Annotated in this window: 24 protein-coding genes and 1 riboswitch; of the genes, 2 read left to right on the top strand and 22 right to left on the bottom strand. The window is 41.1% G+C overall.

The genetic code is table 11. The features are described 5' to 3' along the window. Positions 1-2 precede the first annotated feature (2 nt). From cobA to M3182_RS04065, 15 genes are all read right to left on the bottom strand, one after another. Complete coding sequence (cobA, locus tag M3182_RS04135; protein ID WP_251556748.1) at positions 3-764, bottom strand: uroporphyrinogen-III C-methyltransferase; 762 nt, start codon at positions 762-764, stop codon at positions 3-5. Beyond that, positions 761-1,390 carry a precorrin-2 dehydrogenase/sirohydrochlorin ferrochelatase family protein gene (locus M3182_RS04130; protein WP_251556746.1) on the bottom strand — a complete coding sequence of 210 codons (630 nt, stop codon included), beginning with the start codon at positions 1,388-1,390 and terminating at the stop codon, positions 761-763. Before M3182_RS04130 ends, cobA begins: the two co-directional genes overlap by 4 nt. Then, a complete protein-coding gene (locus M3182_RS04125; RefSeq protein ID WP_251556744.1) occupies positions 1,387-2,745 on the bottom strand; it encodes a cobyrinic acid a,c-diamide synthase CobB in 1,359 nt (452 codons plus the stop codon). The genes M3182_RS04130 and M3182_RS04125 overlap by 4 nt, the downstream gene beginning before the upstream one ends. After that, complete coding sequence (locus M3182_RS04120; RefSeq protein WP_251556742.1) at positions 2,742-3,878, bottom strand: cobalt-precorrin 5A hydrolase; 1,137 nt, start codon at positions 3,876-3,878, stop codon at positions 2,742-2,744. The genes M3182_RS04125 and M3182_RS04120 overlap by 4 nt, the downstream gene beginning before the upstream one ends. Then, positions 3,862-4,653, bottom strand: coding sequence for a precorrin-4 C(11)-methyltransferase (cobM, locus tag M3182_RS04115; protein ID WP_251556740.1), 792 nt, complete (start codon positions 4,651-4,653; stop codon positions 3,862-3,864). Before cobM ends, M3182_RS04120 begins: the two co-directional genes overlap by 17 nt. After that, positions 4,650-5,357, bottom strand: coding sequence for a precorrin-2 C(20)-methyltransferase (gene cobI, locus M3182_RS04110; protein ID WP_251556738.1), 708 nt, complete (start codon positions 5,355-5,357; stop codon positions 4,650-4,652). The genes cobM and cobI overlap by 4 nt, the downstream gene beginning before the upstream one ends. Next, complete coding sequence (gene cbiE, locus M3182_RS04105; protein ID WP_251557100.1) at positions 5,354-6,550, bottom strand: precorrin-6y C5,15-methyltransferase (decarboxylating) subunit CbiE; 1,197 nt, start codon at positions 6,548-6,550, stop codon at positions 5,354-5,356. Before cbiE ends, cobI begins: the two co-directional genes overlap by 4 nt. After that, positions 6,525-7,661 carry a cobalt-precorrin-5B (C(1))-methyltransferase gene (locus M3182_RS04100; RefSeq protein WP_251557099.1) on the bottom strand — a complete coding sequence of 379 codons (1,137 nt, stop codon included), beginning with the start codon at positions 7,659-7,661 and terminating at the stop codon, positions 6,525-6,527. The genes cbiE and M3182_RS04100 overlap by 26 nt, the downstream gene beginning before the upstream one ends. Next, on the bottom strand, positions 7,636-8,310 hold the full coding sequence (locus M3182_RS04095; protein WP_251556737.1) for a precorrin-8X methylmutase: 675 nt from the start codon (positions 8,308-8,310) through the stop codon (positions 7,636-7,638). Before M3182_RS04095 ends, M3182_RS04100 begins: the two co-directional genes overlap by 26 nt. Further along, the gene (gene cobK, locus M3182_RS04090) at positions 8,291-9,067 is read right to left on the bottom strand and encodes a precorrin-6A reductase (RefSeq protein WP_251556735.1); all 777 of its coding nucleotides are present in this window, start codon (positions 9,065-9,067) and stop codon (positions 8,291-8,293) included. Before cobK ends, M3182_RS04095 begins: the two co-directional genes overlap by 20 nt. Before the next feature lie 9 nt (positions 9,068-9,076). Further along, positions 9,077-10,699, bottom strand: a complete 1,623-nt coding sequence (cobJ, locus tag M3182_RS04085; protein WP_251556733.1) for a precorrin-3B C(17)-methyltransferase — start codon at positions 10,697-10,699, stop codon at positions 9,077-9,079. A 276-nt stretch (positions 10,700-10,975) separates the two neighbouring features. Beyond that, positions 10,976-11,153, bottom strand: a riboswitch (cobalamin riboswitch). A gap of 239 nt (positions 11,154-11,392) precedes the next feature. Then, positions 11,393-12,001, bottom strand: coding sequence for a transglutaminase-like domain-containing protein (locus M3182_RS04080; protein ID WP_251556731.1), 609 nt, complete (start codon positions 11,999-12,001; stop codon positions 11,393-11,395). Positions 12,002-12,094: 93 nt separating this feature from the next. After that, the gene (locus M3182_RS04075) at positions 12,095-12,706 is read right to left on the bottom strand and encodes a GIY-YIG nuclease family protein (RefSeq protein ID WP_251556730.1); all 612 of its coding nucleotides are present in this window, start codon (positions 12,704-12,706) and stop codon (positions 12,095-12,097) included. Between the two features lie 162 nt (positions 12,707-12,868). Then, entirely contained in the window at positions 12,869-13,423 is a 555-nt protein-coding gene (locus M3182_RS04070; RefSeq protein ID WP_251556722.1) for a cysteine hydrolase family protein, read from the bottom strand. 302 nt (positions 13,424-13,725) lie between these two features. Further along, positions 13,726-14,391 carry a DUF1643 domain-containing protein gene (locus M3182_RS04065; protein WP_251556720.1) on the bottom strand — a complete coding sequence of 222 codons (666 nt, stop codon included), beginning with the start codon at positions 14,389-14,391 and terminating at the stop codon, positions 13,726-13,728. A gap of 381 nt (positions 14,392-14,772) precedes the next feature. Between M3182_RS04065 and M3182_RS04060 the strand changes: the two genes are divergently transcribed. After that, positions 14,773-15,153 carry a VOC family protein gene (locus M3182_RS04060; protein WP_251556718.1) on the top strand — a complete coding sequence of 127 codons (381 nt, stop codon included), beginning with the start codon at positions 14,773-14,775 and terminating at the stop codon, positions 15,151-15,153. Positions 15,154-15,480: 327 nt separating this feature from the next. On the opposite strand, the gene M3182_RS04055 is transcribed toward M3182_RS04060, so the two are convergent. The 7 genes from M3182_RS04055 to M3182_RS04025 all read right to left on the bottom strand — a co-directional run bounded on the left by M3182_RS04055 (position 15,481) and on the right by M3182_RS04025 (position 20,382). After that, complete coding sequence (locus tag M3182_RS04055) at positions 15,481-15,624, bottom strand: YvrJ family protein (protein ID WP_251556716.1); 144 nt, start codon at positions 15,622-15,624, stop codon at positions 15,481-15,483. 73 nt (positions 15,625-15,697) lie between these two features. Next, positions 15,698-15,913: a DUF2922 domain-containing protein gene (locus M3182_RS04050; RefSeq protein ID WP_251434331.1), complete on the bottom strand. Its 216-nt coding sequence runs from the start codon at positions 15,911-15,913 to the stop codon at positions 15,698-15,700. 40 nt (positions 15,914-15,953) lie between these two features. Beyond that, positions 15,954-16,169, bottom strand: a complete 216-nt coding sequence (locus tag M3182_RS04045) for a DUF1659 domain-containing protein (RefSeq protein ID WP_251556708.1) — start codon at positions 16,167-16,169, stop codon at positions 15,954-15,956. Positions 16,170-16,304: 135 nt separating this feature from the next. Beyond that, a complete protein-coding gene (locus M3182_RS04040) occupies positions 16,305-17,117 on the bottom strand; it encodes a ZIP family metal transporter (protein WP_251556706.1) in 813 nt (270 codons plus the stop codon). 108 nt (positions 17,118-17,225) lie between these two features. Next, the gene (locus M3182_RS04035) at positions 17,226-17,843 is read right to left on the bottom strand and encodes a class I SAM-dependent methyltransferase (protein WP_251556704.1); all 618 of its coding nucleotides are present in this window, start codon (positions 17,841-17,843) and stop codon (positions 17,226-17,228) included. 45 nt (positions 17,844-17,888) lie between these two features. Further along, positions 17,889-20,042, bottom strand: a complete 2,154-nt coding sequence (locus tag M3182_RS04030; protein WP_251556702.1) for a heavy metal translocating P-type ATPase — start codon at positions 20,040-20,042, stop codon at positions 17,889-17,891. Further along, positions 20,014-20,382, bottom strand: a complete 369-nt coding sequence (locus M3182_RS04025; protein ID WP_251556700.1) for an ArsR/SmtB family transcription factor — start codon at positions 20,380-20,382, stop codon at positions 20,014-20,016. The genes M3182_RS04030 and M3182_RS04025 overlap by 29 nt, the downstream gene beginning before the upstream one ends. Before the next feature lie 248 nt (positions 20,383-20,630). Between M3182_RS04025 and cyoE the strand changes: the two genes are divergently transcribed. Next, positions 20,631-21,575, top strand: a complete 945-nt coding sequence (cyoE, locus tag M3182_RS04020; protein WP_251556692.1) for a heme o synthase — start codon at positions 20,631-20,633, stop codon at positions 21,573-21,575. Positions 21,576-21,657: the final 82 nt, after the last annotated feature.

Raw genomic sequence — 21,657 nt, 5'->3', positions numbered from 1 at the left:
CTCTAACATAATTCATGCTCCTTTTCTGCAAACCAGGCGATTTGATCCCGTACGTTAACCACATCCCCTACTAAAATCATCGATGGATTCGTGATACGGTGGGTTTGAATTTCTTGGGCAATCGTTGATAGATTCCCAATAATCGTACGCTGGTTTTTGGTTGTTCCCCATTCAATTACGGCAACAGGGGTTATTGCTTCTTTTCCATAAGTGATTAAACTTTTCGCAATATACGCGATATTGCCAATGCCCATATAAAAGGCAACCGTATCCATTTGGGCAAGTGCCGGCCAATTTAAAAAATCCTGCTCCTGATCGATGCGGCGATGCCCTGTCACAATCGTAAAGCTTGCTGCATGATCACGGTGGGTCACAGGAATACCCGCATAAGCAGGCGCGGCAATTCCCGCTGTTATTCCAGGCACGATTTCAAAAGGAATATCAACTTGCCGTAAAATCGCTGCTTCTTCTGCCCCACGTCCAAAGACAAAGGGGTCACCGCCTTTTAAGCGCAGGACCTGCTTTCCAAGTTTGGCTTGTTCCACCAGCAAACGATGAATTTCATCTTGTATCAGTCCGTGCTTTCCTGGCTCTTTTCCGCAATAAATGAGCTCAGCTCCCGTTTTCCTGTGGGTTAATAATTCTGTATTCACGAGACGATCATACAAAATCACATCTGCTTGCTGAATACACTCTAGTCCACGAAGGGTCAATAGCTTTGGATCCCCAGGGCCAGCTCCTACTAGATAGACAAACCCGCTCACTGTTTTCCTCCTAAACACTGCTGTAGCCAGGCGTCACATTTTTGCTTTTCACCTTGCTCAATCCACTTTAAAACTCGCGGATCGAGGAGCTCGGCTAATCGCTGTTTTTTCGCATCGCCCGTAAACAATTTTAAAATTTTCTGACGTGCTTCTTTTAAAAACGAAACATACTGCGCATAATGTTCTCCGTATTGCTCGGCTAAGTCCGCCTTTATTTGGCGCGTCAGCCCTGGACTGGCTCCAGATGTCGATACCGTTACAACAAAATCACCGCGACGAACGACGGCTGGGTTAATAAAATCCACACGTCCTTTTGCATCCGCCCGACTGAGTAATTGCCAATGCTGTGTCGCTTCTTCTACTGCATTGTTGACCTCTTCGTCATCCGTAACCGCGAAAATCAAGGCTGCATCGTCTAAATCAGACGGCTCAAATGCTTTTTCTTTCCAGGTTACAAGCCCTTCCTTGATATAGTGCTGCAATTGATCGGTTACCGCTGGGCTAATCACAGTCAGCAGCGCTTTTGTTGAAAGGAGGGCTTCCACTTTTTGACGCGCTACATGTCCGCCCCCAACAATCACAACCTTTTTGTAGTCAATATTCATTAATAATGGGAAATAATTCATTGTTCTCCCTCCAAACAGGTAGTCAGCCAATTTTTCACAAGCTGTGGATTTGAAGCAAAATGAAAGTGGGTATAGCCAGCAACAAGTTTTTTATGTAAATAACCTTCCTGTTGCGCTCGAAAACGGCCTTTACTAAAATAAGCAGGTGATGAATCTTCTCCTTCATACGTTGAATAATGGAACTCATGCCCTTTTGCCTGCTCCCTTTCATTCAATAAGAAATTGCCTGGAACACCAGTCATTTCCCGGTAGCCAAGTGCCGCTAATTTCGCTTGCATCCGCACACGTCCTGGAATGACCCCCACCATCGGGAAGACTTGTCCTTGTCGATTCACAATTTCCTCTGTTAAAAACATAAAACCGCCGCATTCTGCTAATGTTGGCAGTCCCCGCTCAAGCGCCGCTCTTATGGATTGCTTCGTCGCCTCATTTTTCGCTAAGCTTTCGGCAAACTCTTCCGGAAAACCGCCACCAATATACAGTCCCTGCGCTATTTTGGGAACTTCCTCATTTTTTAATGGCGAGAAGAAATGCAAGGTTGCCCCATACGCACGTAGCAATTCTAAATTTTCCTCATAGTAAAAGTTAAAGGCCGCATCTTTGGCAACGGCAATATGTACTTCTTGTCCTTGTGGCTGTGGATCAAAAATGGAGACAGGAACGTCCAAAGATTGGGCTTTTGTGATGTCCAGCAGTTGCTCCAAATCTACTGTTTCTTCAATTGCTTCTGCCAGTCTATCAAAATACGAATCTAAATCACCACGTTCAATTGCTGGCACCAATCCAAGATGGCGACTTGGCAACGTCGGGACTGCTCCTTTGGGCAGATAACCAATAACAGGAATCCCACATTCTTGTTCAATCGCCGATTTTACAATTTCAAAATGGCTTTTACTTCCTAATTGATTGGCAAGAACCCCCACGATATTCGAGTGTTCCTCTAACAGTTGAAATCCTTTCACAATCGCAGCCGCACTTCTTGCCATACTTGCGGCATTGAAAATTAAAATGACTGGACTTTTTGTGATTTCACTAAGATCAGCAGCCGATCCTTCATTTGATAATGGGGATTTGCCATCATAAAAGCCCATAACTCCTTCAATCATCGCTACCTCGACATCTTGGCTTGCTCTAGCGACAATGGCCCGAACGGTATCATGGGACATCATGAAACTATCAATATTTCGAGAAGGCCGTTTTGTGACCGCAGTATGATAGGTGGGATCAATATAATCGGGACCACATTTAAAGCCCTGGACGGTTAAACCTCGTTTCATCAGAGCCCGCATGATCCCAATGGTAAACGTTGTTTTTCCAACACCGCTTCCTGAACCAGCAAGAACAAATCGATTCATCCTTCTCCCTCCTCAAAGTTGACACGGGCAATGGAAATGGTCACATTTCCGCTTTTCTTTTTCTCTAACAATAATTCTTTCGCATTCGCATAGCGCATCGCGGCCGGCTCACTGACCCCATACGCCCCTGTGTATTTAAAGACGGTTTCCGACGGATTATCGATTGGGATTTCATTTAGCTCTTCAGGAGTGTAAGTCACAAACTGCCAGTTATACTTAGCAGTTAATTCAAGCAAGCCTAGCTCATTTTTCTTTAAATCGATGGACGCAACCGCTTTGACACTTTTTTTACTTAACCGCAGCTCCGCTAATGTTTCCAAGATGACTTGTTCGATTTCTTCCATGGTCGTACCGCGATTACAGCCAATGCCAAGGACGAGTGATTTTGGACGATACAGCACTCCGTTCTCAAGGAGTACCTCTTCCTTTGCCTCCATCAACCGATCGGTAATCAGCAATGTCGCCTGTGGCTTGGCAAGGATTGCTTCCTCTATCGAAGGATAAATTTTCAAATGTTCCGGCATGGTTCGCTCATACGTCCACCAATTTTTTTCCCCTGTTTCCTGCACAATCGCAACATGCTCTTCATTGACTACCGATGCACTAACAGGTGTTAGCTTTTCTTCACTCTCCCACATCCATCCAAATTGGGCCCCAAATAAATCGACTGGAATCGTTTTTTGAACATCTGATGCGGTTGTCACAACAGGCGTTGCCCCAATCGCATCGGCAAATTCATCGGTTAAGGCATTCGCCCCGCCAATATGTCCTGATAATACACTAATGACATACTGCCCTTTATCATCCACCACCAATACGGCAGGATCTTTCTTTTTATCGATCAAAAGGGGGGCAATCATTCGAACGACCGCACCGAGCGAAATGACACAAATGATGCCTTTGTACTGCTGAAACAAAGCGGGCAATAATAGGCGGACCGTCCCATCAAATAATTGAATTTGACGAGACTCTTCGTCGCCTTGCTCGAATTTCTTCATATAATAGAGGTCCACATATGGGAATTTTTCCGCGTAGCTTCTTGCATGTGCCACCCCGTGCTTTGTAATGGCTACGAGGGCATATGGTTTACGTTTTTCAATTACAGCAATTTCCCCTTCATTTAACCGAATCATTCGCACTCACACCTTTACGGAAGCCATGGGTAAACGTCTTGTCATATAGCTTCGAACGATACTCTTTTTCATGGATCTCTGGGTCTAGCGCCCAGCCTGCGAGAATCATCGCATGCTTGCGAATGCCATTGACCCGCATGGCTTCATCTAATTCAACTAGTGTTGTCCGAACAACTTTTTGATCTGGCCACGAAGCACGTTGGACAACCGCAACAGGCGTATCGTCTGCCCACCCCGCTGCTTGCAATTCTTTCGTAATTTTCTTTGTTAATGTCGCACTTAAAAACATGGCAATTGTACAGTGATGGCTTGCCAGTGCTTGTAATTTTTCCCGCTCTGGTACAGGTGTACGCCCTTCAGCCCGTGTTAAAATAAGCGTTTGCGTTAATTCGGGAATCGTAAGCTCGGCCCCAACAGCTGCAGCAGAAGCAAAAACAGAACTGACCCCTGGCACGATTTCACAGCTAATTTCATGTTGCTTCAATAAGGCTACTTGCTCCATCGTTGCCCCGTACATCGCTGGATCTCCTGTATGTAAACGGACAACCGTCTTGCCTGCGTTGACACGTTCAACGATACAATCCACCATTTCTTGTAGATGCATCCCTGCAGTGCGGATGATTTCTGCTGACTCCTTTGCTTCTGCTACTAACGTCTCGCTTACGAGGGAATCGGTGTACATGACAACATCCGCTTCTTTTAAAAGCTTTAAACCTTTCACCGTTATTAAATCCGGGTCTCCAGGCCCTGCTCCGATAATCCAAATTTTCTTCATGATTTGCGCACCACCATACAGGACAAGTAGTTTAATTCTGCACCCCTAAGTTCATTGACCTTCCAAATGACCTCTTCATCTGATGTCACTTTTGTCACGACATGTGTATTTTCTAATAAATTCATGTCTGCTAATAAATCCAGCATGCTGTCTAAAACTTTCGCTACTTTGATAAAAACAATCGCATCGTGACTTTCAATCACCCGGCGCATTTCTTCTATATCCTCTGTAGCAGGAACCATCGCGACATGGTCATCCCCATCCGCCAATGCAATACCTAAGCGATTCGCTGAACCATTAAACGAAGAGATTCCTGCAACCGTTTCAATCGGGACATCTGGGTGAATCGATTTCATTACATTCATTAAATGAATAAATGTGCTGAACAACATCGGGTCCCCTTCGGTCACAAACGCAACATCTTTTCCTTGAACGATATAGCGGTAAATCGCTTCCACTGATTTTGTCCATTCCGTGCGAAGGGTATCTTCATCTTTTGTCATCGGAAATACAAGACCAAGCATCTCTTTTTCTTTCGGGTTAATATAGACTTCCACAATTCGATGGGCATACGATTTACTGCCTTTTAATTTTTTTGGATAAGCAATGACTGGGCTTTCCTGTAATTTGCGAAAGGCTTTTACCGTGATTAATTCTGGATCTCCAGGGCCCACACCTAAACCATATAATGTTCCTATTCTCATTTTTCTTTTCCTTTCTTTGCTGTCACAATATAGATTGGATTTAACGGTTCAAACCGTGTTAAATGTAAAATTGGTTTACTTTTTGACATTTGCGCCTGCAAAATCGATACATCACAGCCTAATGCTTTTAGATGCTGAAGCGCTTCTGCTAGATTTTCGATTGTCGCAATATTCATCACAAGCCGACCTTTGGGCTGTAAACGTGAAATACAGATTTGCAATAAATGCTCCATATTGCCACCGTTTCCGCCAATAAAAATCGCATGCGGATCTGGAAATTCATCCAAACGGTCAGGTGCCTTCCCAAGGACTGCAGTAAAATCGGTCCGATGGATACATTGGTTTTTCAAACAATTGTCGAGGTCACCCTCATTTTTTTCGATTGCATACACGGCACCTTCGCGAGCGATTTTCGCTGCTTCAATCGCTACCGACCCTGTGCAGGTTCCAATATCCCAAACAATACTATTTTCCTTAAGCTCTAATTCTTGTAAACTTAAAACTCGAATCTCTTTTTTCGTAATGAGTCCTTTATCCGGCTTTCGCTGAAGAAAGGCGTCATCAGGAATGCCAAGAGAAGCGCGTTCGACAACCTTACGCTGTTTTAAAATCACCACATTCAATGGATAAAAAGAAGTTTGTTCCATTTCATCTAAGGTAAAGGAACGGCAACGCTCGTTTTCCCCCTGGAGATTTTCAGCCACAAAGGCCTCATATTCGGTCATGCCGAATCGCTTTAAATAGGTTGCGATTGTCTGAGGAGAATTCGTTTCATCTGTTAAAATCGCAATCTTCTTGCGCCCATCAATTCTTTGTGCCAACCCTTTTATCGAACGACCGTGCAGGCTGACAATATACGCATCCTGCCAGCTTTCTTGTAGTTTCGAAAAAGCGAGCTGAACCGAGCTGGGATAAGGATAAATCTCTAAAGGAAGCTTCTTTGCAAGCACACCTCCCAGCCCATAAAACAGGGGATCACCTGACACCAAAATGACAACCTTTCGTGTTTCTTGCTGTAATTTAGCCGTTAATGCTGCCAAACCGCCTTTGATCACTCTTTTCTCTTTTTTAAATTCCGGGAAAAATTGTAAATGACGCTCCCCACCGACAAGGACATCACATTCATGGATCCACTCTACATATTGTGGGAGCAATCCTTCAGCGCCATTATCCCCGATACCAATCATCTTCATCCAATTTGTCAATCTTCTCAGCCTTTCCTAAACAATCTCCATTCATCGCATACAAGGTTGTCGATACTTTGATGTCCGTACCCATATGATTCAGCGCATAGTAGCAGCAGTTTTTGCAAAGGGCTGCAAAGAAGGCACCGTTTCCTTGAAGCATTTCCCCCACCTGTGAAGCTGTATTCGCCTGTAAAATTTCTTGCTGCGTCTTTTCATCTACCCCTACTTTGTTGGCAATCCCTGCTAAAAACTCAAAGCTAACCGGGGCACTTTTTGAGTGAACCATCATCACGCCTTGGGCCACTTTTGAGAATTTCCCCATCATCCCAACTAACGAGACTCTAGGAATCTTCTGCCGTGCGATATTCTTCAGCGTAAAACCGACAAAGTCGCCCATTTCGATAAAGGCTTCTTCTGGCAAATGACGATACTGCATCATGGCAAATTTTTCACTGCGTCCGCCCGTTGTAAGGACTAAATGCTCGCATCCAGCTTCTTTTGCGACATTGATTGCCTGCACGATACTTGCCATAAAAGCAGAACTGGAGAATGGTACCACGGTTCCTCGTGTCCCTAATATCGAAATTCCACCGATAATGCCTAAACGCGCATTTAATGTTTTTTCAGCGATCTCTTCACCATCAGGGACCGAAATCACCACTTCAACTCCACAATCCAGCTGAAATTTTTCAAGTGCTTCTTGAACTACACCATAAATCATTTTGCGCGGCACGGGGTTGATCGCCGCTTCCCCCACAGGAACAGGTAATCCTGCTTTTGTCACTCGCCCGACACCAACCCCACCATCTAAATGGATGCCTTCTCCTTTTAAATACCGAACAGTGCTTTGAATTCGCGCTTGGTGGGTTGCATCTGGATCGTCTCCCGCATCTTTGATTGTTTCACACATAACCCAGTCATCTGACACTTCAAATGCGGATACTTTAAATGTTGCATACTGGCCTACCGGCAAATAAATCGTGACTTCATCTGGAACCTTTCCCTCGATAAGTGCTTTTAGTGCTGCCTTGGTCATCGCTGTTGCACAAGCTCCTGTCGTATAGCCGTGACGCATTTGGGAAGGATCCTTTTTATTTCGTTTCTTTTGCCCGTTCATCTGCCATGATCGAAATGGCATTCAGTGCAGCAACCGTCACTGTACTGCCACCCTTTCTTCCTTTGTTTGTAATAAATGGGATTCCTTTAAGTAAGGCTAACTCCTCTTTCGATTCTGCTGCTGACACAAAGCCAACTGGCATGCCAATAATTAAGTCCGGTTTTGCCAAGCCTTCTTTAATTAACCGAATTAATTCCAACAACGCCGTTGGCGCATTGCCAATCGCATAGATTCCTCCTTTATGTAAACGAGTTGCCTTTTGCATCGAAATAATCGCCCGTGTTGTTCCTTGAGCTTTCGCTTCTTTTGCCACATCTTCATCGGCTATATAGCAATGAAGGTCCCCGCCATGCTTTCGGAATCGTTTTCGACCTGAACCACTTTCAATCATTTGGACATCTGCCACGACATGACGGCCCGCTAGAATCGATTGAACCCCTGCCTCAATCGCATCTGGTGTAAAGATCATGCTGCGACCGAGTTCAAAGTCTGCTGAAGCGTGGATGACTCTTCGAACCACTAACCACTGTTCATCCGTGAATGAATGTTCACCCATTTCCTCTTTAATGATGGCGAAACTATGATCATAAATTTTGTCTGGATCAACTGTTACCGGCACAAATTTGGTATTAAAGTTCGTATTTGCCATGAATTATTCCTCCCAATCGTTGAGTGACTTCTTCAAAAGAAACACATAAATTCTCATATTCAATCGCTGGTCGTTTGATTAAAATAACCGGAATTCCTAGTTGCAAAGCCGCTGTCACTTTTTCATCAACCGCTCCCACTTTGCCGCTTTCTTTTGTAATCAATAAAGTGACATCATATTGCTCACATAGGGCTCTATTTAATGACTCCGAAAAGGGACCTTGAATCGCAATAATGTCCTTTTGTTTAATCCCTAACTGATTGCACTTTTCCATGTTCCCGACATTTGGAAGCATCCTGCAAATAAGCCGAATTTCTTCGCGCATTAAATATTTCGTAAAGATTTCTAACGTTTTGCTGCCTGTTGTCAGCATGATCGTGCCTTTGTGAGATTGGGCTAATTTCGCTGCATCTTCATAACTTTCCACTTCCGTAATGAGTGGAGATAGGAACTGTTCTTTAGGACGTTCATACCGAATATAGGGAATCTCACATGCTCTTGCTGCTGCGATCGCCGTTTTCGACGCTTCTTCGGCATACGGATGGCTGGCATCAATCACACAAGTCATGTTTTGCTTCTGAATCAGTGCCGTCATGTCATCGACAGATAACCGCCCCACTTGATTAGGGATCTGGTGGGTAGTTAAACTCTCGGCTGCCGATTCTGTGACAACCGTTGCCAATAAAGGATAGCCTTGATTTTGCAATTGAATCGCCAATGCCCTCGCATCACTTGTTCCTGCTAAAAATAAAATCATCTGTTCCTCCTAATCCCCACATGGTGCCGGCTCGACTTTAATTTTGGAGCTCATATCGTGATAGATAAATGACCGAATTTTTTTCACACGTTTAAAATATTTAAAAAGCCGTTCATTTGGATGGGCATTTTGTTTATATTCTTCAATCAATTCAGTTAATAACGGCAGTAGCTGATCAGGTTCAATTCCTTCTGCTACTGGCTGTGCTGCATGGGCTGTACGGCCAACCGGCTTTGCTCCAATAAATAAATCAAATTTCTTCTTTCGATACACAATCCCAATATCATCAAATACGGCCCGATAACAGGCCATCCCACAGCCGTTGAATCCAATATGTAATTCTTTTGGAAGCTTTAGGCCCCCCAAATTTGATGCAATTTCTTCTGCATATGGAATCGACTCTGCTTTTTCACCGTAGCAAAAATCACAAGCTTTTAAATTCAAAACATCTCCCATTGGCATGACAATTAGATGATGTTGTTCAAGTTTTTCAATAATGGATTCAGGATCAGTTGTTGGAATCTTGACTAAAAAACGATGATCTGGTGTATATTCCAGAGTCCCTGTTTCATCAATGATTTCTGCTAATACGCGCATTTGCTCTGGCTTGATAAATTTGTTGGCAACACCAGGTGAAACAGCGAATTCAAAAATATTCTCGATTGGCTGTTGTACGAACATTGAATTTTCTATGTCGGTTTTCGTCACCATGGATAAAGCCTTTAAGGCAACATCTAATGAGCTCCCTTCTTGTTTTTTTCGTTCGATTTGCTCATAACCTGCCTGAGCTTCCCCTGTTTCTTGATTTAATGCCCATGGTTCAGCTTCCTTTTTTAAACGCTGATGTGGTTTTAACCTTTGTTCCTCTTCCCCTAACGTATATTTACGCTGATACCCTCGCGGGGTAATGATTTTATTGTCATAAAAGAAAGTAGAAGAATTCCCGATTATGACCGTTGTCAGCATTCCGATATCGTGTTCAAGCATGTCTGCCAATGTGGTCAGGACGACATTCTGATTTTCACGAAAGGCACTTTTTACAAGCCCCACTGGTGTGTTAGGAGAACGATATTTTAATAGAATGGTTTGTGCCTCTACAATTTGACGTGTCCTCCGGCCGCTTTTCGGGTTGTATAAGGCGATCACAAAATCCGCCATCGCGGCTGCTTCAATCCGCTTTTCAATCACTGTCCAAGGCGTTAAATGATCACTTAAACTAATCGTGCAGGCATCATGCATGATGGGCGCACCTAGTATACTCGCACATGAATGAATCGCTGAAATACCTGGGACAATTTCGACTGCAATTCCTTCTTTTTCAGTCCAGCCCTTTTCAATCAGGACTTCATACACTAATCCAGCCATCCCATATACCCCTGAATCACCACTAGAAATCACCGAGACTAGGTTTCCTGCTTCAGCTTGTTTTACAGCTTCTTGGGCACGAGACACTTCTTCTGTCATCCCCGTACTGACGATGGATTTTGCTGTTACGAACGGTTCGATGAGCTCCACATATGTTTTATAACCAATAATACTATCACTCTGTTTCAGGACATCTATTGCTCGTTTTGTAATATGCTCCCGATCACCTGGACCGAAGCCCACAACAAAAATTTTTCCTTTTTTCATAGCCTTACCTCCCATTTAGAAAATCTCAAAACGCCTTGCCCCCTGCATGGCACAAGACGAGCCCCTTGGAAAGGTGCTCTTTGTTATTGCGAGGCTCGTGACCTCGAAGGGTTGGCATTGAAGCTAGACAAGGTTTATTTTTTCTTACAAACTAAAAAATGCCTGCACTCCTTTTAAAAGGAATACAGGCATTTGAAATGACAGCACAAAAAAAGCATACTGAAACATCAAAAACAATCGTAACATTGTCCCACCTATACTTCTCCCTCCGAAAAGTTAGTCTCGCATAAATAAGCAGGTTTCCTGACTTAAGCTTCTTTTTACTCTTACACCTTCCCGATTTCTCAGTGGTATTGTAATTTCATCAGCTCTTACAGTAGCGGGGGCTGTACTAGACTTTCACTAGTTTCCCTTTTACCTCACAAACGTGAGCACTTATTTAAGTTGATTATATTAAATTGGTATTAATATATCATAGAATCTACCAAATTGAAAATAGGTAATTTTAAAAATATTGTAGAACCATGTAGGACACAGGTACATCGTCCAACACCCTTGGACACGGAGAGCGTGATTAAGTTTAAATTGAGGCATATAGTATAATAGACTAATCCCCCGCACCCTTTTAAAAAAAATGAAGGCATAAAAAAACACATCTCCATACCAAAGAAAGGCACCCATTAGGGGTAACAACTACAAACTATTTGGCAAATGGTGTTTATACATTTCTAATGCATTCGTATTTTCTCCTAAAACAGCCACAATTTTTGGATGTGGGTTAGCATAAATCACTGGATAATCCTTTTCACCAAGTTCTTCATGAATGGGAAAAGCTAATTTTTCTTCATCAGTTGAAAATTGAGCATCAATTCCCTTTTTATTCCCACGAGCATCGACCCTAATCCATTTATTAAGTGATTTCAGAAAGATCGCATTCAATGCGTGGATACAATACCCTTTTTCTGGGGTATCAAATAACATCAATTTTTGGTAACAAAAACCTGTTGGGATTCCCTGTGAACGCAATAAAGACGCTAATAAGTGTGATTTGGCATAACAAATACCCTCTTTAAAGTCCAATACTTCCGATGAATGACAAGTTACCCGCTCTGATTGGATATCCCAAGAATGAGCAATTTCATCACGAACAAATTCAAAAGCGATTTTAGCTTTTTCAATTTCCGTTTGAGAATGATGAAAAAGTTCATCTGCCTTTTCTTTGATAATTGGATTAGAATAATTAACTTCATTTAACTCAAGTAAATAGTCATCTAATTTCTCCGAGTCACAGAACAATTTCATAACCCCTACTCCCTTCAAAACAACACATAATATGTATAGATAAACATTATTTTTTCTATTCATTACATAGAAAGTTTGTTTATGAGCAAGCCTTTATCCCATTTTTGAGAACAGCCCCTTTTCTTCCTCTTTCTTCCCATACCACCCATCTCCACCTGGAGCGCAGTTATAGAATTTTGGATCCTCTACTGCATTGAAGGTATCAATGTACATTTTTTCAAGTTCATTTAATTGTTCCGCAGTATAAGCATAGGCAATGATTTCTCTTTCGAAGTTTTCTTCCCCAAGTTCTTCAATAGCAGCTTTCAGACGAACTCCACTGCCAAGGTATGTCTCATCATTTCTTGAATGCTTTCCAACATACTTTATTCCATTTATAAGATTCGTAGTGATATAGATAAACCCATACTTATTTTCAAGGTCAATTTCATCTTTTTCCGATAGTTTTCTTTTCTTTCCAAGATTGGTTTCCTTCATTTCTTTCCACTTCCCGTTTGCTTCCAGTACTTCTCTAAAGAAATGAAAAATATTGTTGTGGGTTCTCGCTTTATTTTTCCCATGATGTCTATTTGTGTGCTCAACGCTAGTGATTAACGCCTTTTTCCCTTCATGTGGGTTTTGAATGGTTACACGTATCTCATTCTCTGTCCACTGAAAGAAATTTAATTTTAGTCCACTCAATGTTTTCTCTGATTTTTTCGCCATCGATAATTCCCCCCGATTTCCTACTCTCAGCCTTGATCTTATTCATTCATATCTCATTAGACTAGGATCATCTATTACCACCTTCAATCGCACACCCCTTGAATTTTCTATCCAACGCTCCTGCTAGATTAGGATAACTAGCGGCTAAGCAATCTAAAACGCTTATTTTCTAAAATCGTTGATTAATTGTTCTGTTGTAAGGATGGTAGCAAATTCATCGTGCAAGGTAGCTAACGATAGATTATGGATCATTTCTGCATCATAAAATGTACCATTCTGGTCCTTCAAACCAAAAGCTGCTGTTGCATCGGAAATAAGGTAAGTGTTGAAACCTAAATTCCCGCTCATTCTTGTCGTCGTAGAGACACAATGCGGTGTGGTCAAACCTGTAATGACAACCGTTTTTAGATCATTTTGTTCTAGATACTCTTGTAAATTGGTCCCAATAAAACTACTATTCACTTTCTTTGTGATGATAACTTCTCCGTCAATAGGCTGAACCATTTCTTTAAAAGCAAACCCGCTATTGTTTGGATTGAATACAGAATTTGGATGATCTGATGTGTGACGAATATGGATGACCTTCCACCCTTTTTCCCTCCATAGACGTAGGATTTTGCTTATGTTTTCTTCTGCACTTAGGTTATTTCGCTCTCCCCACTTTTTATCATCGAAAGCTTTTTGAACATCCACTATTATTAAAGCTACATGATCCATAAGAATTCCCCTTTTATGTAAAATTTCATTTCCTATTTTAATCTAATTCTAGGGTTATTTTTCGAATATTTCTATTGTTACTTTTATTATGGTACAAACGGTAGGACCGGTACATCTTTCCGGTAGCAACTCTGTTCCTATCCAAATAAAGGGATAGTACATATCCTCTTTGTGGTTGTTCAAAGATCTATTGTTCCATCCCTAATTGGTATCTTATTTTTAATGACATGATCGGTTGATATCTATTTTCACCAACGGGTCACATCCTCGATATGTGGCCTTATTTTGTTCTTAGTTTCGCTCTATCCTAAAATGATTTCATTGATATTACTTAACCATTCTATCTTTCCTTTCAATGGTGTTGGGCTCGCATGATAATAAAAAGGTGTTCCCTTAATCTCATGTTCCACTCCTATAATTCGATCTCGGGGTAGTGCGACAAGTGCACATTCTGCTAAATTTTTAAATCTCGAATCTGTACCCCAAGCCACAATGATGGGGCAGTTACTATTAGAAAGAACTTGCTCTAACTCGCCTTTCCGCTGTTTAGAGAATATACTATGTCTATCAAATCCTACTCTTTTAGCTTCGTTTAATTTACGTTTGAACTCATCTAGATTGCCTGCTCGAATATCAGAAAGATTGATGACCAGGACTTTATTCCAATTTTTTAAATTCATAAATCGCATGATTTGGTATTGGGTATTGTCGGTTTTCGCGAAGGTGTAATTTAAAGAGGATTCTCCATGACTTATTTGCGGAATAGGATATGTGGATTTCTTCGGTGAGCATAATCCAGGATTCATTAAAACAAGTACAGCATCATATTCTTTTTGATTTTCCTTATCCTTTCGATATACCTGTGCATAATTTCTACATTCGAAACGATGACCATGTATCTCTAAATGATAAAAACTACCTTTTACCTCAAATTGCTTTTTTAAACTGTCTGCTTTTACAAATTCCATAATATCTCCTCCAAAAGAATACTCTTTCTAAGAGGTCGATCATGGGTGTATATACCTATTATAATCGAAAGTTCGAATTATTGGAAAATTGTAGAATGTGAGTGAATAATCAAAAAGAGGTATTCACATAAGTAATGGATAGAATGGTTTTTTAATTAAGTAGGAAGAATAACTTTATTAGTGTATATCTTCCCTACTTCCATCCATCACGACAGTTCCTTCATCCTGTCGGTTAGGTTTTGAATTGACTGAACGAAATTATCGAGTCTCGCTTCTATTTAGTAAAGCAAATATAACGTAAGTTAATGAAGGATTCTCACCGCCAAACGATGAATAGTTATGGGGAAGGTAAACAGTCTTCTTATAAGGGAGTTGAAAGATGTGTTAAGTAGAGTGGGACAAATTATGTTGTATGTTCAGAATCAAGATGAGGCAAAGAGTTTTTGGACTGAGAAGTTAGGTTTTGCGGTGATTTCTGAAGAAAATAGCGATCAGGGATTCAGATGGATCGAAATTGCTCCTCATCGTGATGCAGAAACGAGCATCATTCTGCATAATAAGGAATTTGTTGCGAAAATGTCACCTGGATTAAATCTCGAGACTCCTTCTTTAATGTTTTTTACAGATAACCTCGACCAATTACACCAAGACCTCTCAAATAAAAATATCACCGTAGGAGAGATTATCAATATGCCAACTGGCAGAGTATTTAATTTTGCTGACAATGAAGAAAATTATTTTGCGGTAATGGAAAAACGATAATTTCTTTTAGATAAGGCTCTTTTCTCAATTTTTTGCTTTACAACTACAGATACGCCTGAATATGCTAGGTTATAAAAGATAGATATATTTTATGAGAAAAGAGCTTGCGTACTAATTTTAAACATACAAAATAGCTACTAACTCGTTAAAATCGGCTTTAGGATTTTAACAACACTCTTTACCAAAACAGACTTAGAAAACAATAAATTATCAAATAGCAATAACTCGACCATTCCCCTCGGTATATCCTCCCTTAACAAAAAGGGTCCTAAGCCAGAGACAACGTATGGCGAGTTTTCTTTTTATTAGGCTATTTTCTCAAACACATCACCCCCGTTCCTTCATCCGGTCCGGCAGGTTTTGAATTGACTGGACAACATTATCAAGCTTTACTTCGATACGGTATAGCAAGTATAATGTGACCACAATTGGAAAGCCTACTTCACTGATCAACGGGATGAACTCTTGCATATCGTTTGCCTCCTTTCACGATTCTTCTTTTTACAAGAAAGACCGGTCCCAAGAGGAAACCGGCCTTTGCTGCTTACACAATCTCGTATTCTGTTACATTTCGCTCCACAACACGAGCGCTATCGACTGCCACTAGACTTCCATTTGAATAGAAGGCATTCGATGCAATGATCGATTCCATCGCAAGCTTTACAGCTGCTGGATCCACCGGCTCAATCGGGTTGTCCACGGTCACTTTCGTTGTTTTTCCAAGATCCGTGACAAATTGGAGTTCAAGAACTTTGGCCATTTTTTATCACCTCCTTCCTGCCAATCTACAAAACTAGAGATTACATGACGTCGTAATTGTCTGTACGTTCGATAGAAGAAAGTGGATTTACACAAAGTCCACTAAGAGCAACAGCCGCTTGATGAAGCTGGTCCGCTGTCGCACTCATTTTGATAGTGGAATACGATTTCCCTTTGAAAATCGATTCCCCTTTTTCGTTTAACCCTGTTTCATAAACCAAAGTAAGACGAGTGTTTTTAATATGTTGCTGTGCCATGTCCCTCACCTCCTTTCACTCTTTATATAGAGAGAAATTCCGGAAAAGGACAGGGTATTCCATAAAAAAAGATGGCCTGCTCATTTTGTGAGGAGACTATCTCTTTCTAAATAGATTATTTTTTAGTATAACAACCTAACCCAATGCCACATCAAGGATCATCATAACTGTAAAACCAATCATCAAACTTATAGAAGCTAAGTCAGTATTGCCTTTTTCTTGAGATCCGGGTATTACTTCCTCCGCTACAACAAAAATCATCGCACCTGCTGCAAAACTTAATGCATATGGCAACAATGGTTCGATGAAAATAACGGCCATTGCACCAATTACAGCAGCAATGGGTTCAACCATACCTGAAAACTGTCCATATATAAAACTTTTTGAACGTGACAGCCCGTCTCGCCTTAGTGGCATTGAAACGGCGACTCCTTCAGGAAAGTTTTGAATCCCAATCCCCATTGCTAATGCTATAGCCCCTGTTAATGTTGCTGATTCAAAACCCGCTGCAACAGCTCCAAATGCCACTCCAACCGCTAAGCCTTCAGGAATGTTGTGTAATGTAATAGCAAGAACCAGTAAAGTGCTTCGCCGCTTTTTCATTGGGTGAATACCTTCTGCACTTTCTATTGGTTTATCTGGGTGTAAGTGTGGAAGGATTTTATCCGCAATTAATAAAAATAGTCCCCCAAAAAGGAAGCCTATCGCTGCTGGCATCCACGAAGGGAGGTTCCCCCCTTCAGCCATCTCAAGTGCAGGTGCAAGAAGGGACCAATAGCTAGCTGCAATCATTACTCCACCTGCAAAGCCCAACATACTGTCTAAGAACTTCTGATTAACTGACTTGGTTGTAAAAACTAACGCCGCACCTAGAGCCGTCATCCCCCAAGTAAACAAAGTCGCTAAAAGAGCTTGATGAACAGGGGATAGTCCTGAAAACCACTCCATCTTCTCCCTCCAATCTCCTAACAATAAGTCATTATTGTAAAATAAATATATATTCCTATGATCTATATTTTCAACCAATACCGATAACCTATCCTATTTGGTGGAATCTTACTTTTTTATCCCCATTATTTTTCGATACAAGCCACTCATCATGACATCCTCATCTTTGGTAATCTCGCTTTTGTCAGCAACTGCTTGATACAATTCATAGAAATCCAGTCCTATATCTGTACCCAATAACTTAATAACCGGTCTAAGCACGATTTGCTTGATCTTTCGTTTATGATCTCTAGGCACGAATTTATCAAATACAACAAATGAGCTATTTTTCTTTAAAACGCGAACCATCTCAGATAGTGCTTGTTTCGGCTGTGGGACAACACTAAGAATTAAACTCGCGACAATAAAATCAAAGGACTCATTTTCAAACTCCAGATTTTGTGCATCCATCTGCATAAAACGAACGGATCCATTCTGATCTTTTTCCTTCGCTACCCTTAACATCTCACTAGAGAAGTCAATTGCGGTAATGTCGTATCCTTTATTTAAAAAATAAGGCAAGTCCGCCCCCGTTCCTACTCCTACAAAGAGAATTTTGCTTCCTTCTTTAAGGCGTATGTCAGAAAATACTTGGTTTCTTGCTTTTAGAAACATACCTGTATTAAAAAAACGCTCATAAACGGGTGCCCACCATTTATACACAAAAGAGTTCCAGGAATTCTTCATCTTCTCCCCCTTAAAGGAAGCTTCCCATTTCTGGGAAGCCAATTTTCACTCATCCTTAACTCGAAGAAGTCTTAAACTATTTAAGGTTACAAGCAGCGTTGCCCCCATATCCGCAAAGATGGCGATCCAAAGAGTCAGCCAACCTGGTATGACTAATAACAAAGCGACGAGTTTGATTCCTAAGGAGAAAGTGATGTTTTGTTTAATGATCGCCAGTGCTTTTCTGCTTAATTTCACTGTATACGGTAACTTCTCCAAATCATCTGCCATTAAGGCAATATCTGCCGTTTCTAACGCTGTATCAGTGCCAGCACCACCCATCGCGACTCCAACAGTGGAGGCCGCAAGAGCTGGTGCATCGTTCACGCCATCGCCAACCATTGACACACGATCATATTTTTTTCTCAAGTCTTTTATCAGCGTAAGTTTATCTTGTGGCAATAACTCTGCTTTGATATTCGAAACTCCTACTTGTGTTCCAATCGCTTTTGCAGTCCCTGCATTGTCACCCGTCAACATGATCGTTTTTTCAATCCCTAAGGAATGAAGTTTTTGTATCACATGCCGACTGTTTGCTCTTACTTCATCTGCAACAGCTATTAAGGCCAGGATACTAGTTGATGTTCCAGCGACCATGACGGTTTTGCCTTGATTTTGTAAAGATGAAATTTGTTCTTCTAATTCTACTGATATTCCGTTCGAAAGCAGCTCTTCAAAAAGATTTGGACTGCCTACATAATACGACTCTCCATTTACGATTCCTTTAATTCCTTTTCCTGTAATCGAAGTGAATTCGGGGATCTCAACGCTTTGATAATCAAGGTTTTCTTGTTCGGCTTTTTTCATAATGGCTGAAGCCAATGGGTGTTGAGAACCATTTTCTAATGCTGCGATAATTTTTAATAATTCTTTTTGATCTTTCCCTTGTTGAGGAAGGAAATCGGTTACCACGGGAACTCCTTTTGTTAACGTTCCTGTTTTATCAAACGCAATCGCTTTAATCGATCCCATTTCTTCTAAATGAATCCCACCCTTAATTAAGACTCCGTTACGGGCAGCATTTCCAATCGCTGTCACAATGGAAACTGGAGTAGAGACCACAAGGGCACACGGGCAACCAACCACCAACACCGCTAATCCTTGATAAATCCAAGTGTTCCAGTCTGCCCCGAAAAGTGGCGGTACGACCGCAACACCCAGTGCGATGAACATAATCACAGGTGTATAATACTTCGCAAAACGGTCAACAAATGCTTGGGAAGGTGCTCGCTCAGCTTGTGCCTCTTCTACTAAATGAATTATTTTCGCAATCGTTGTGTCATCGACATGTTTGGTTACTTTTACTTCAAGTAAACCTTCTTCATTTAAGGTTCCAGCAAACACTTCATCATCGGTGGTTTTCGCCACTGGCACCGACTCCCCAGTGATAGCTGCTTGGTTTACAGCAGAAGTTCCTTTGACAACCATGCCATCCATGGCAATTTTTTGACCAGGTTTGACGATCATAATGTCGCCAATTTGAATTTCATCCACCTGAATCATCATTTCCTGATTGCCTCTTCTGATTAACGCCTCTTTTGGGGCAATATCCATTAAGGAACGAATCGATTGACGGGCCTTATCCATAGAGTAGGTTTCGAGAGCTTCACTAATGGCAAATAAAATGACAACTGTAGCTCCTTCCCCCCATTCACCAATGAAGGCTGCACCAATGACGGCAATGGTCATCAAGGTTTTCATATCAAAATCTAAACGAAACAGGTTTTTCAATCCTGTATGAAACAGTCGATAACCGCCAATCAGGATAGATGTTGCGTAGGCCAAGACGGAGGACACATTTTCTTCTCCATTGATTTGTCCTGAGATCCATCCGATTAGTAAAAAAACAAATGACGTGATCACCGTTGCATGCTTTTTCAAAAAGTGTTCTTTCTTTTCTTCAAAACGTTCCTTCTCAGGTACTATTTTTAAATTCTCAAATGCTCCGGCTTTTTCAAGTTCTTCAATCGAAGCATTTCCATACAAAGTCAGTTTAGAAGCTCCAAAATTGACACTAGCATCTGTCACACCCTCCAGGTGTTTTACGTTTTTTTCAAACGTAGTCGCACAGCCTGATCAGGAAAACCCTTGTACACGGTATACTTGTTTTTCAGTTGATTTCTCGGCTGCTTTATCCAAGGAGCTTTCCCTCCTTTTCATGGGTAAAGGCTAGGTGAAGCAATTGTTTGACATGATCATCATCTAGTGAATAAAACACTAATTTTCCCTCTTTGCGATATTTTGCTAAGCCCATGTTGCGAAGTAAGCGCAAATGATGGGACGCAGTTGCTGTTGTACAACCGACAATATTGGCGACGTCACATACACAAAGCTCCTCTTCTTCACTCAATGCAAACGCAATTTTTAATCTAGTATCATCTGCCAATGCTTTAAACATTTTCGAAACAGAAAATGTATTATGTTTAGTTATGGACTCTTTCACACGATTCACTTTTGGTTCATCAAAACAAGTGACTTCACAAACATCCTCATGTTTCATGTATTCCCACCCCATATTCAAACGTTCATTTGAATATTAGTATATGCAACGTTTTCCAAATAGTCAAACAATAATGGGACAGAGGGACAGGCACCTCGTCCCGCGGCGGGACCGGGACATTGTACCTGTCCCTCTGTCCCTAATTTCATAAATATGTCACAAATAAAACAAACTTTTTATGGTATTATTAAGTTATTTGCAGCATTTCTTCATTTTCACTTTAAATACGACATAAATAGGGGATGTCTATGAAAAACACACATATACAATCTGAAGCAACACTAGACACAATAACAGGTAGTCCATCCAAACTTCTCAGCTTATTAATAGATATTAAATATTTATTAAAAGGCAAAGTGTTAGTCGCCAATGTATTGCCTGTATTTACTAGCTATTGGTTAGCGCTTTATTTTACTAACGAAAGTTTTATCGATAATTGGGGCCTTTTTCTACTCACGATGATCGGCAGTACACTCGTTATTTCAGGAGCGCTAATTCTCAATAATTGGTATGAAGTGGATTTGGACAAAAAAATGGTCCGAACCCAAAAACGACCGACTGTTACCGGGAACTTTTCTTTAAAATCCGTTCTATGGTCAGGGATCATCACCTCCATCATTGGACTGGTGATGATGTTCTTTACAACCTTTGAAGCTGCACTGTATTCATTTTTAGGCTGGTTTTTCTATGTGGTTCTTTATACATTTTGGTCAAAACGTAGATATACATGGAATACCATAATTGGTAGTGTCTCTGGGGCATTTACCCCTTTAATCGGTTGGGCAGCAATTACACAAGCGAATCATATCGTTCCAATCGTGATGTTCTGTATCTTATTCATTTGGCAAATTCCACACACGCTGGCAATCACGTTGAAAAGGTTAGAAGATTATACACGCGCTGGTGTCCCGATGCTGCCAGTCGTTTACGGTGTTCCTGTGACAATTCGCCAAAATTTAATTTATATTGTCACATTATTGCCTCTCCCATTCTTTTTGATTGTTTCGTTAGGCTGGTTTTTCACTATTTTTGCGATTGCCCTAACAATCGGTTGGATTATTCTCGCGATAAAAGGACCACGAGCAAAAGATCTGAAGAAATGGGCACAAGCGAATTTACGTTATTCACTAATCTATTTAATTTTACTATCATTCGTCATGATTCTTTTAACTTCACCAATCATGAATTCATAAGGCACTTTTCTAAGGGGAATCTTTCACTAAGGAGGATTCCCCTACTTTTTATAAAATAAAAACTCCCTTTGCCATGGAAGCA

It is taken from the genome of Mesobacillus maritimus, from assembly GCF_023715205.1.
Taxonomy (GTDB): Bacteria; Bacillota; Bacilli; order Bacillales; family Cytobacillaceae; genus Mesobacillus_B; species Mesobacillus_B maritimus_C.
The sequence above is the reverse complement of the archived record's forward strand: the minus strand, read 5'-3'. Positions and strand labels throughout refer to the sequence as shown.

What these genes read in the sequence shown, in the direction of transcription:
- M3182_RS04045 (WP_251556708.1), bottom strand. Translation starts at nt 16,169, where the DNA reads ATGGCACAGCAACATATTAAAAACACTCGTCTTACTTTGGTTTATGAA.
- cobK (WP_251556735.1), bottom strand. Translation starts at nt 9,067, where the DNA reads ATGATTTTATTTTTAGCAGGAACAAGTGATGCGAGGGCATTGGCGATT.
- cobM (WP_251556740.1), bottom strand. Translation starts at nt 4,653, where the DNA reads ATGAAGAAAATTTGGATTATCGGAGCAGGGCCTGGAGACCCGGATTTA.
- M3182_RS04125 (WP_251556744.1), bottom strand. Translation starts at nt 2,745, where the DNA reads ATGAATCGATTTGTTCTTGCTGGTTCAGGAAGCGGTGTTGGAAAAACA.
- M3182_RS04080 (WP_251556731.1), bottom strand. Translation starts at nt 12,001, where the DNA reads ATGAAATTGTTCTGTGACTCGGAGAAATTAGATGACTATTTACTTGAG.
- M3182_RS04100 (WP_251557099.1), bottom strand. Translation starts at nt 7,661, where the DNA reads ATGAACGGGCAAAAGAAACGAAATAAAAAGGATCCTTCCCAAATGCGT.
- cbiE (WP_251557100.1), bottom strand. Translation starts at nt 6,550, where the DNA reads ATGAAGATGATTGGTATCGGGGATAATGGCGCTGAAGGATTGCTCCCA.
- M3182_RS04075 (WP_251556730.1), bottom strand. Translation starts at nt 12,706, where the DNA reads ATGGCGAAAAAATCAGAGAAAACATTGAGTGGACTAAAATTAAATTTC.
- M3182_RS04120 (WP_251556742.1), bottom strand. Translation starts at nt 3,878, where the DNA reads ATGATTCGGTTAAATGAAGGGGAAATTGCTGTAATTGAAAAACGTAAA.
- M3182_RS04035 (WP_251556704.1), bottom strand. Translation starts at nt 17,843, where the DNA reads ATGAAGAATTCCTGGAACTCTTTTGTGTATAAATGGTGGGCACCCGTT.
- cobI (WP_251556738.1), bottom strand. Translation starts at nt 5,357, where the DNA reads ATGAGAATAGGAACATTATATGGTTTAGGTGTGGGCCCTGGAGATCCA.
- M3182_RS04070 (WP_251556722.1), bottom strand. Translation starts at nt 13,423, where the DNA reads ATGGATCATGTAGCTTTAATAATAGTGGATGTTCAAAAAGCTTTCGAT.
- M3182_RS04055 (WP_251556716.1), bottom strand. Translation starts at nt 15,624, where the DNA reads ATGCAAGAGTTCATCCCGTTGATCAGTGAAGTAGGCTTTCCAATTGTG.
- M3182_RS04050 (WP_251434331.1), bottom strand. Translation starts at nt 15,913, where the DNA reads ATGGCCAAAGTTCTTGAACTCCAATTTGTCACGGATCTTGGAAAAACA.
- cyoE (WP_251556692.1), top strand. Translation starts at nt 20,631, where the DNA reads ATGAAAAACACACATATACAATCTGAAGCAACACTAGACACAATAACA.
- cobJ (WP_251556733.1), bottom strand. Translation starts at nt 10,699, where the DNA reads ATGAAAAAAGGAAAAATTTTTGTTGTGGGCTTCGGTCCAGGTGATCGG.
- M3182_RS04025 (WP_251556700.1), bottom strand. Translation starts at nt 20,382, where the DNA reads ATGAAACATGAGGATGTTTGTGAAGTCACTTGTTTTGATGAACCAAAA.
- M3182_RS04065 (WP_251556720.1), bottom strand. Translation starts at nt 14,391, where the DNA reads ATGGAATTTGTAAAAGCAGACAGTTTAAAAAAGCAATTTGAGGTAAAA.
- M3182_RS04040 (WP_251556706.1), bottom strand. Translation starts at nt 17,117, where the DNA reads ATGGAGTGGTTTTCAGGACTATCCCCTGTTCATCAAGCTCTTTTAGCG.
- M3182_RS04130 (WP_251556746.1), bottom strand. Translation starts at nt 1,390, where the DNA reads ATGAATTATTTCCCATTATTAATGAATATTGACTACAAAAAGGTTGTG.
- M3182_RS04095 (WP_251556737.1), bottom strand. Translation starts at nt 8,310, where the DNA reads ATGGCAAATACGAACTTTAATACCAAATTTGTGCCGGTAACAGTTGAT.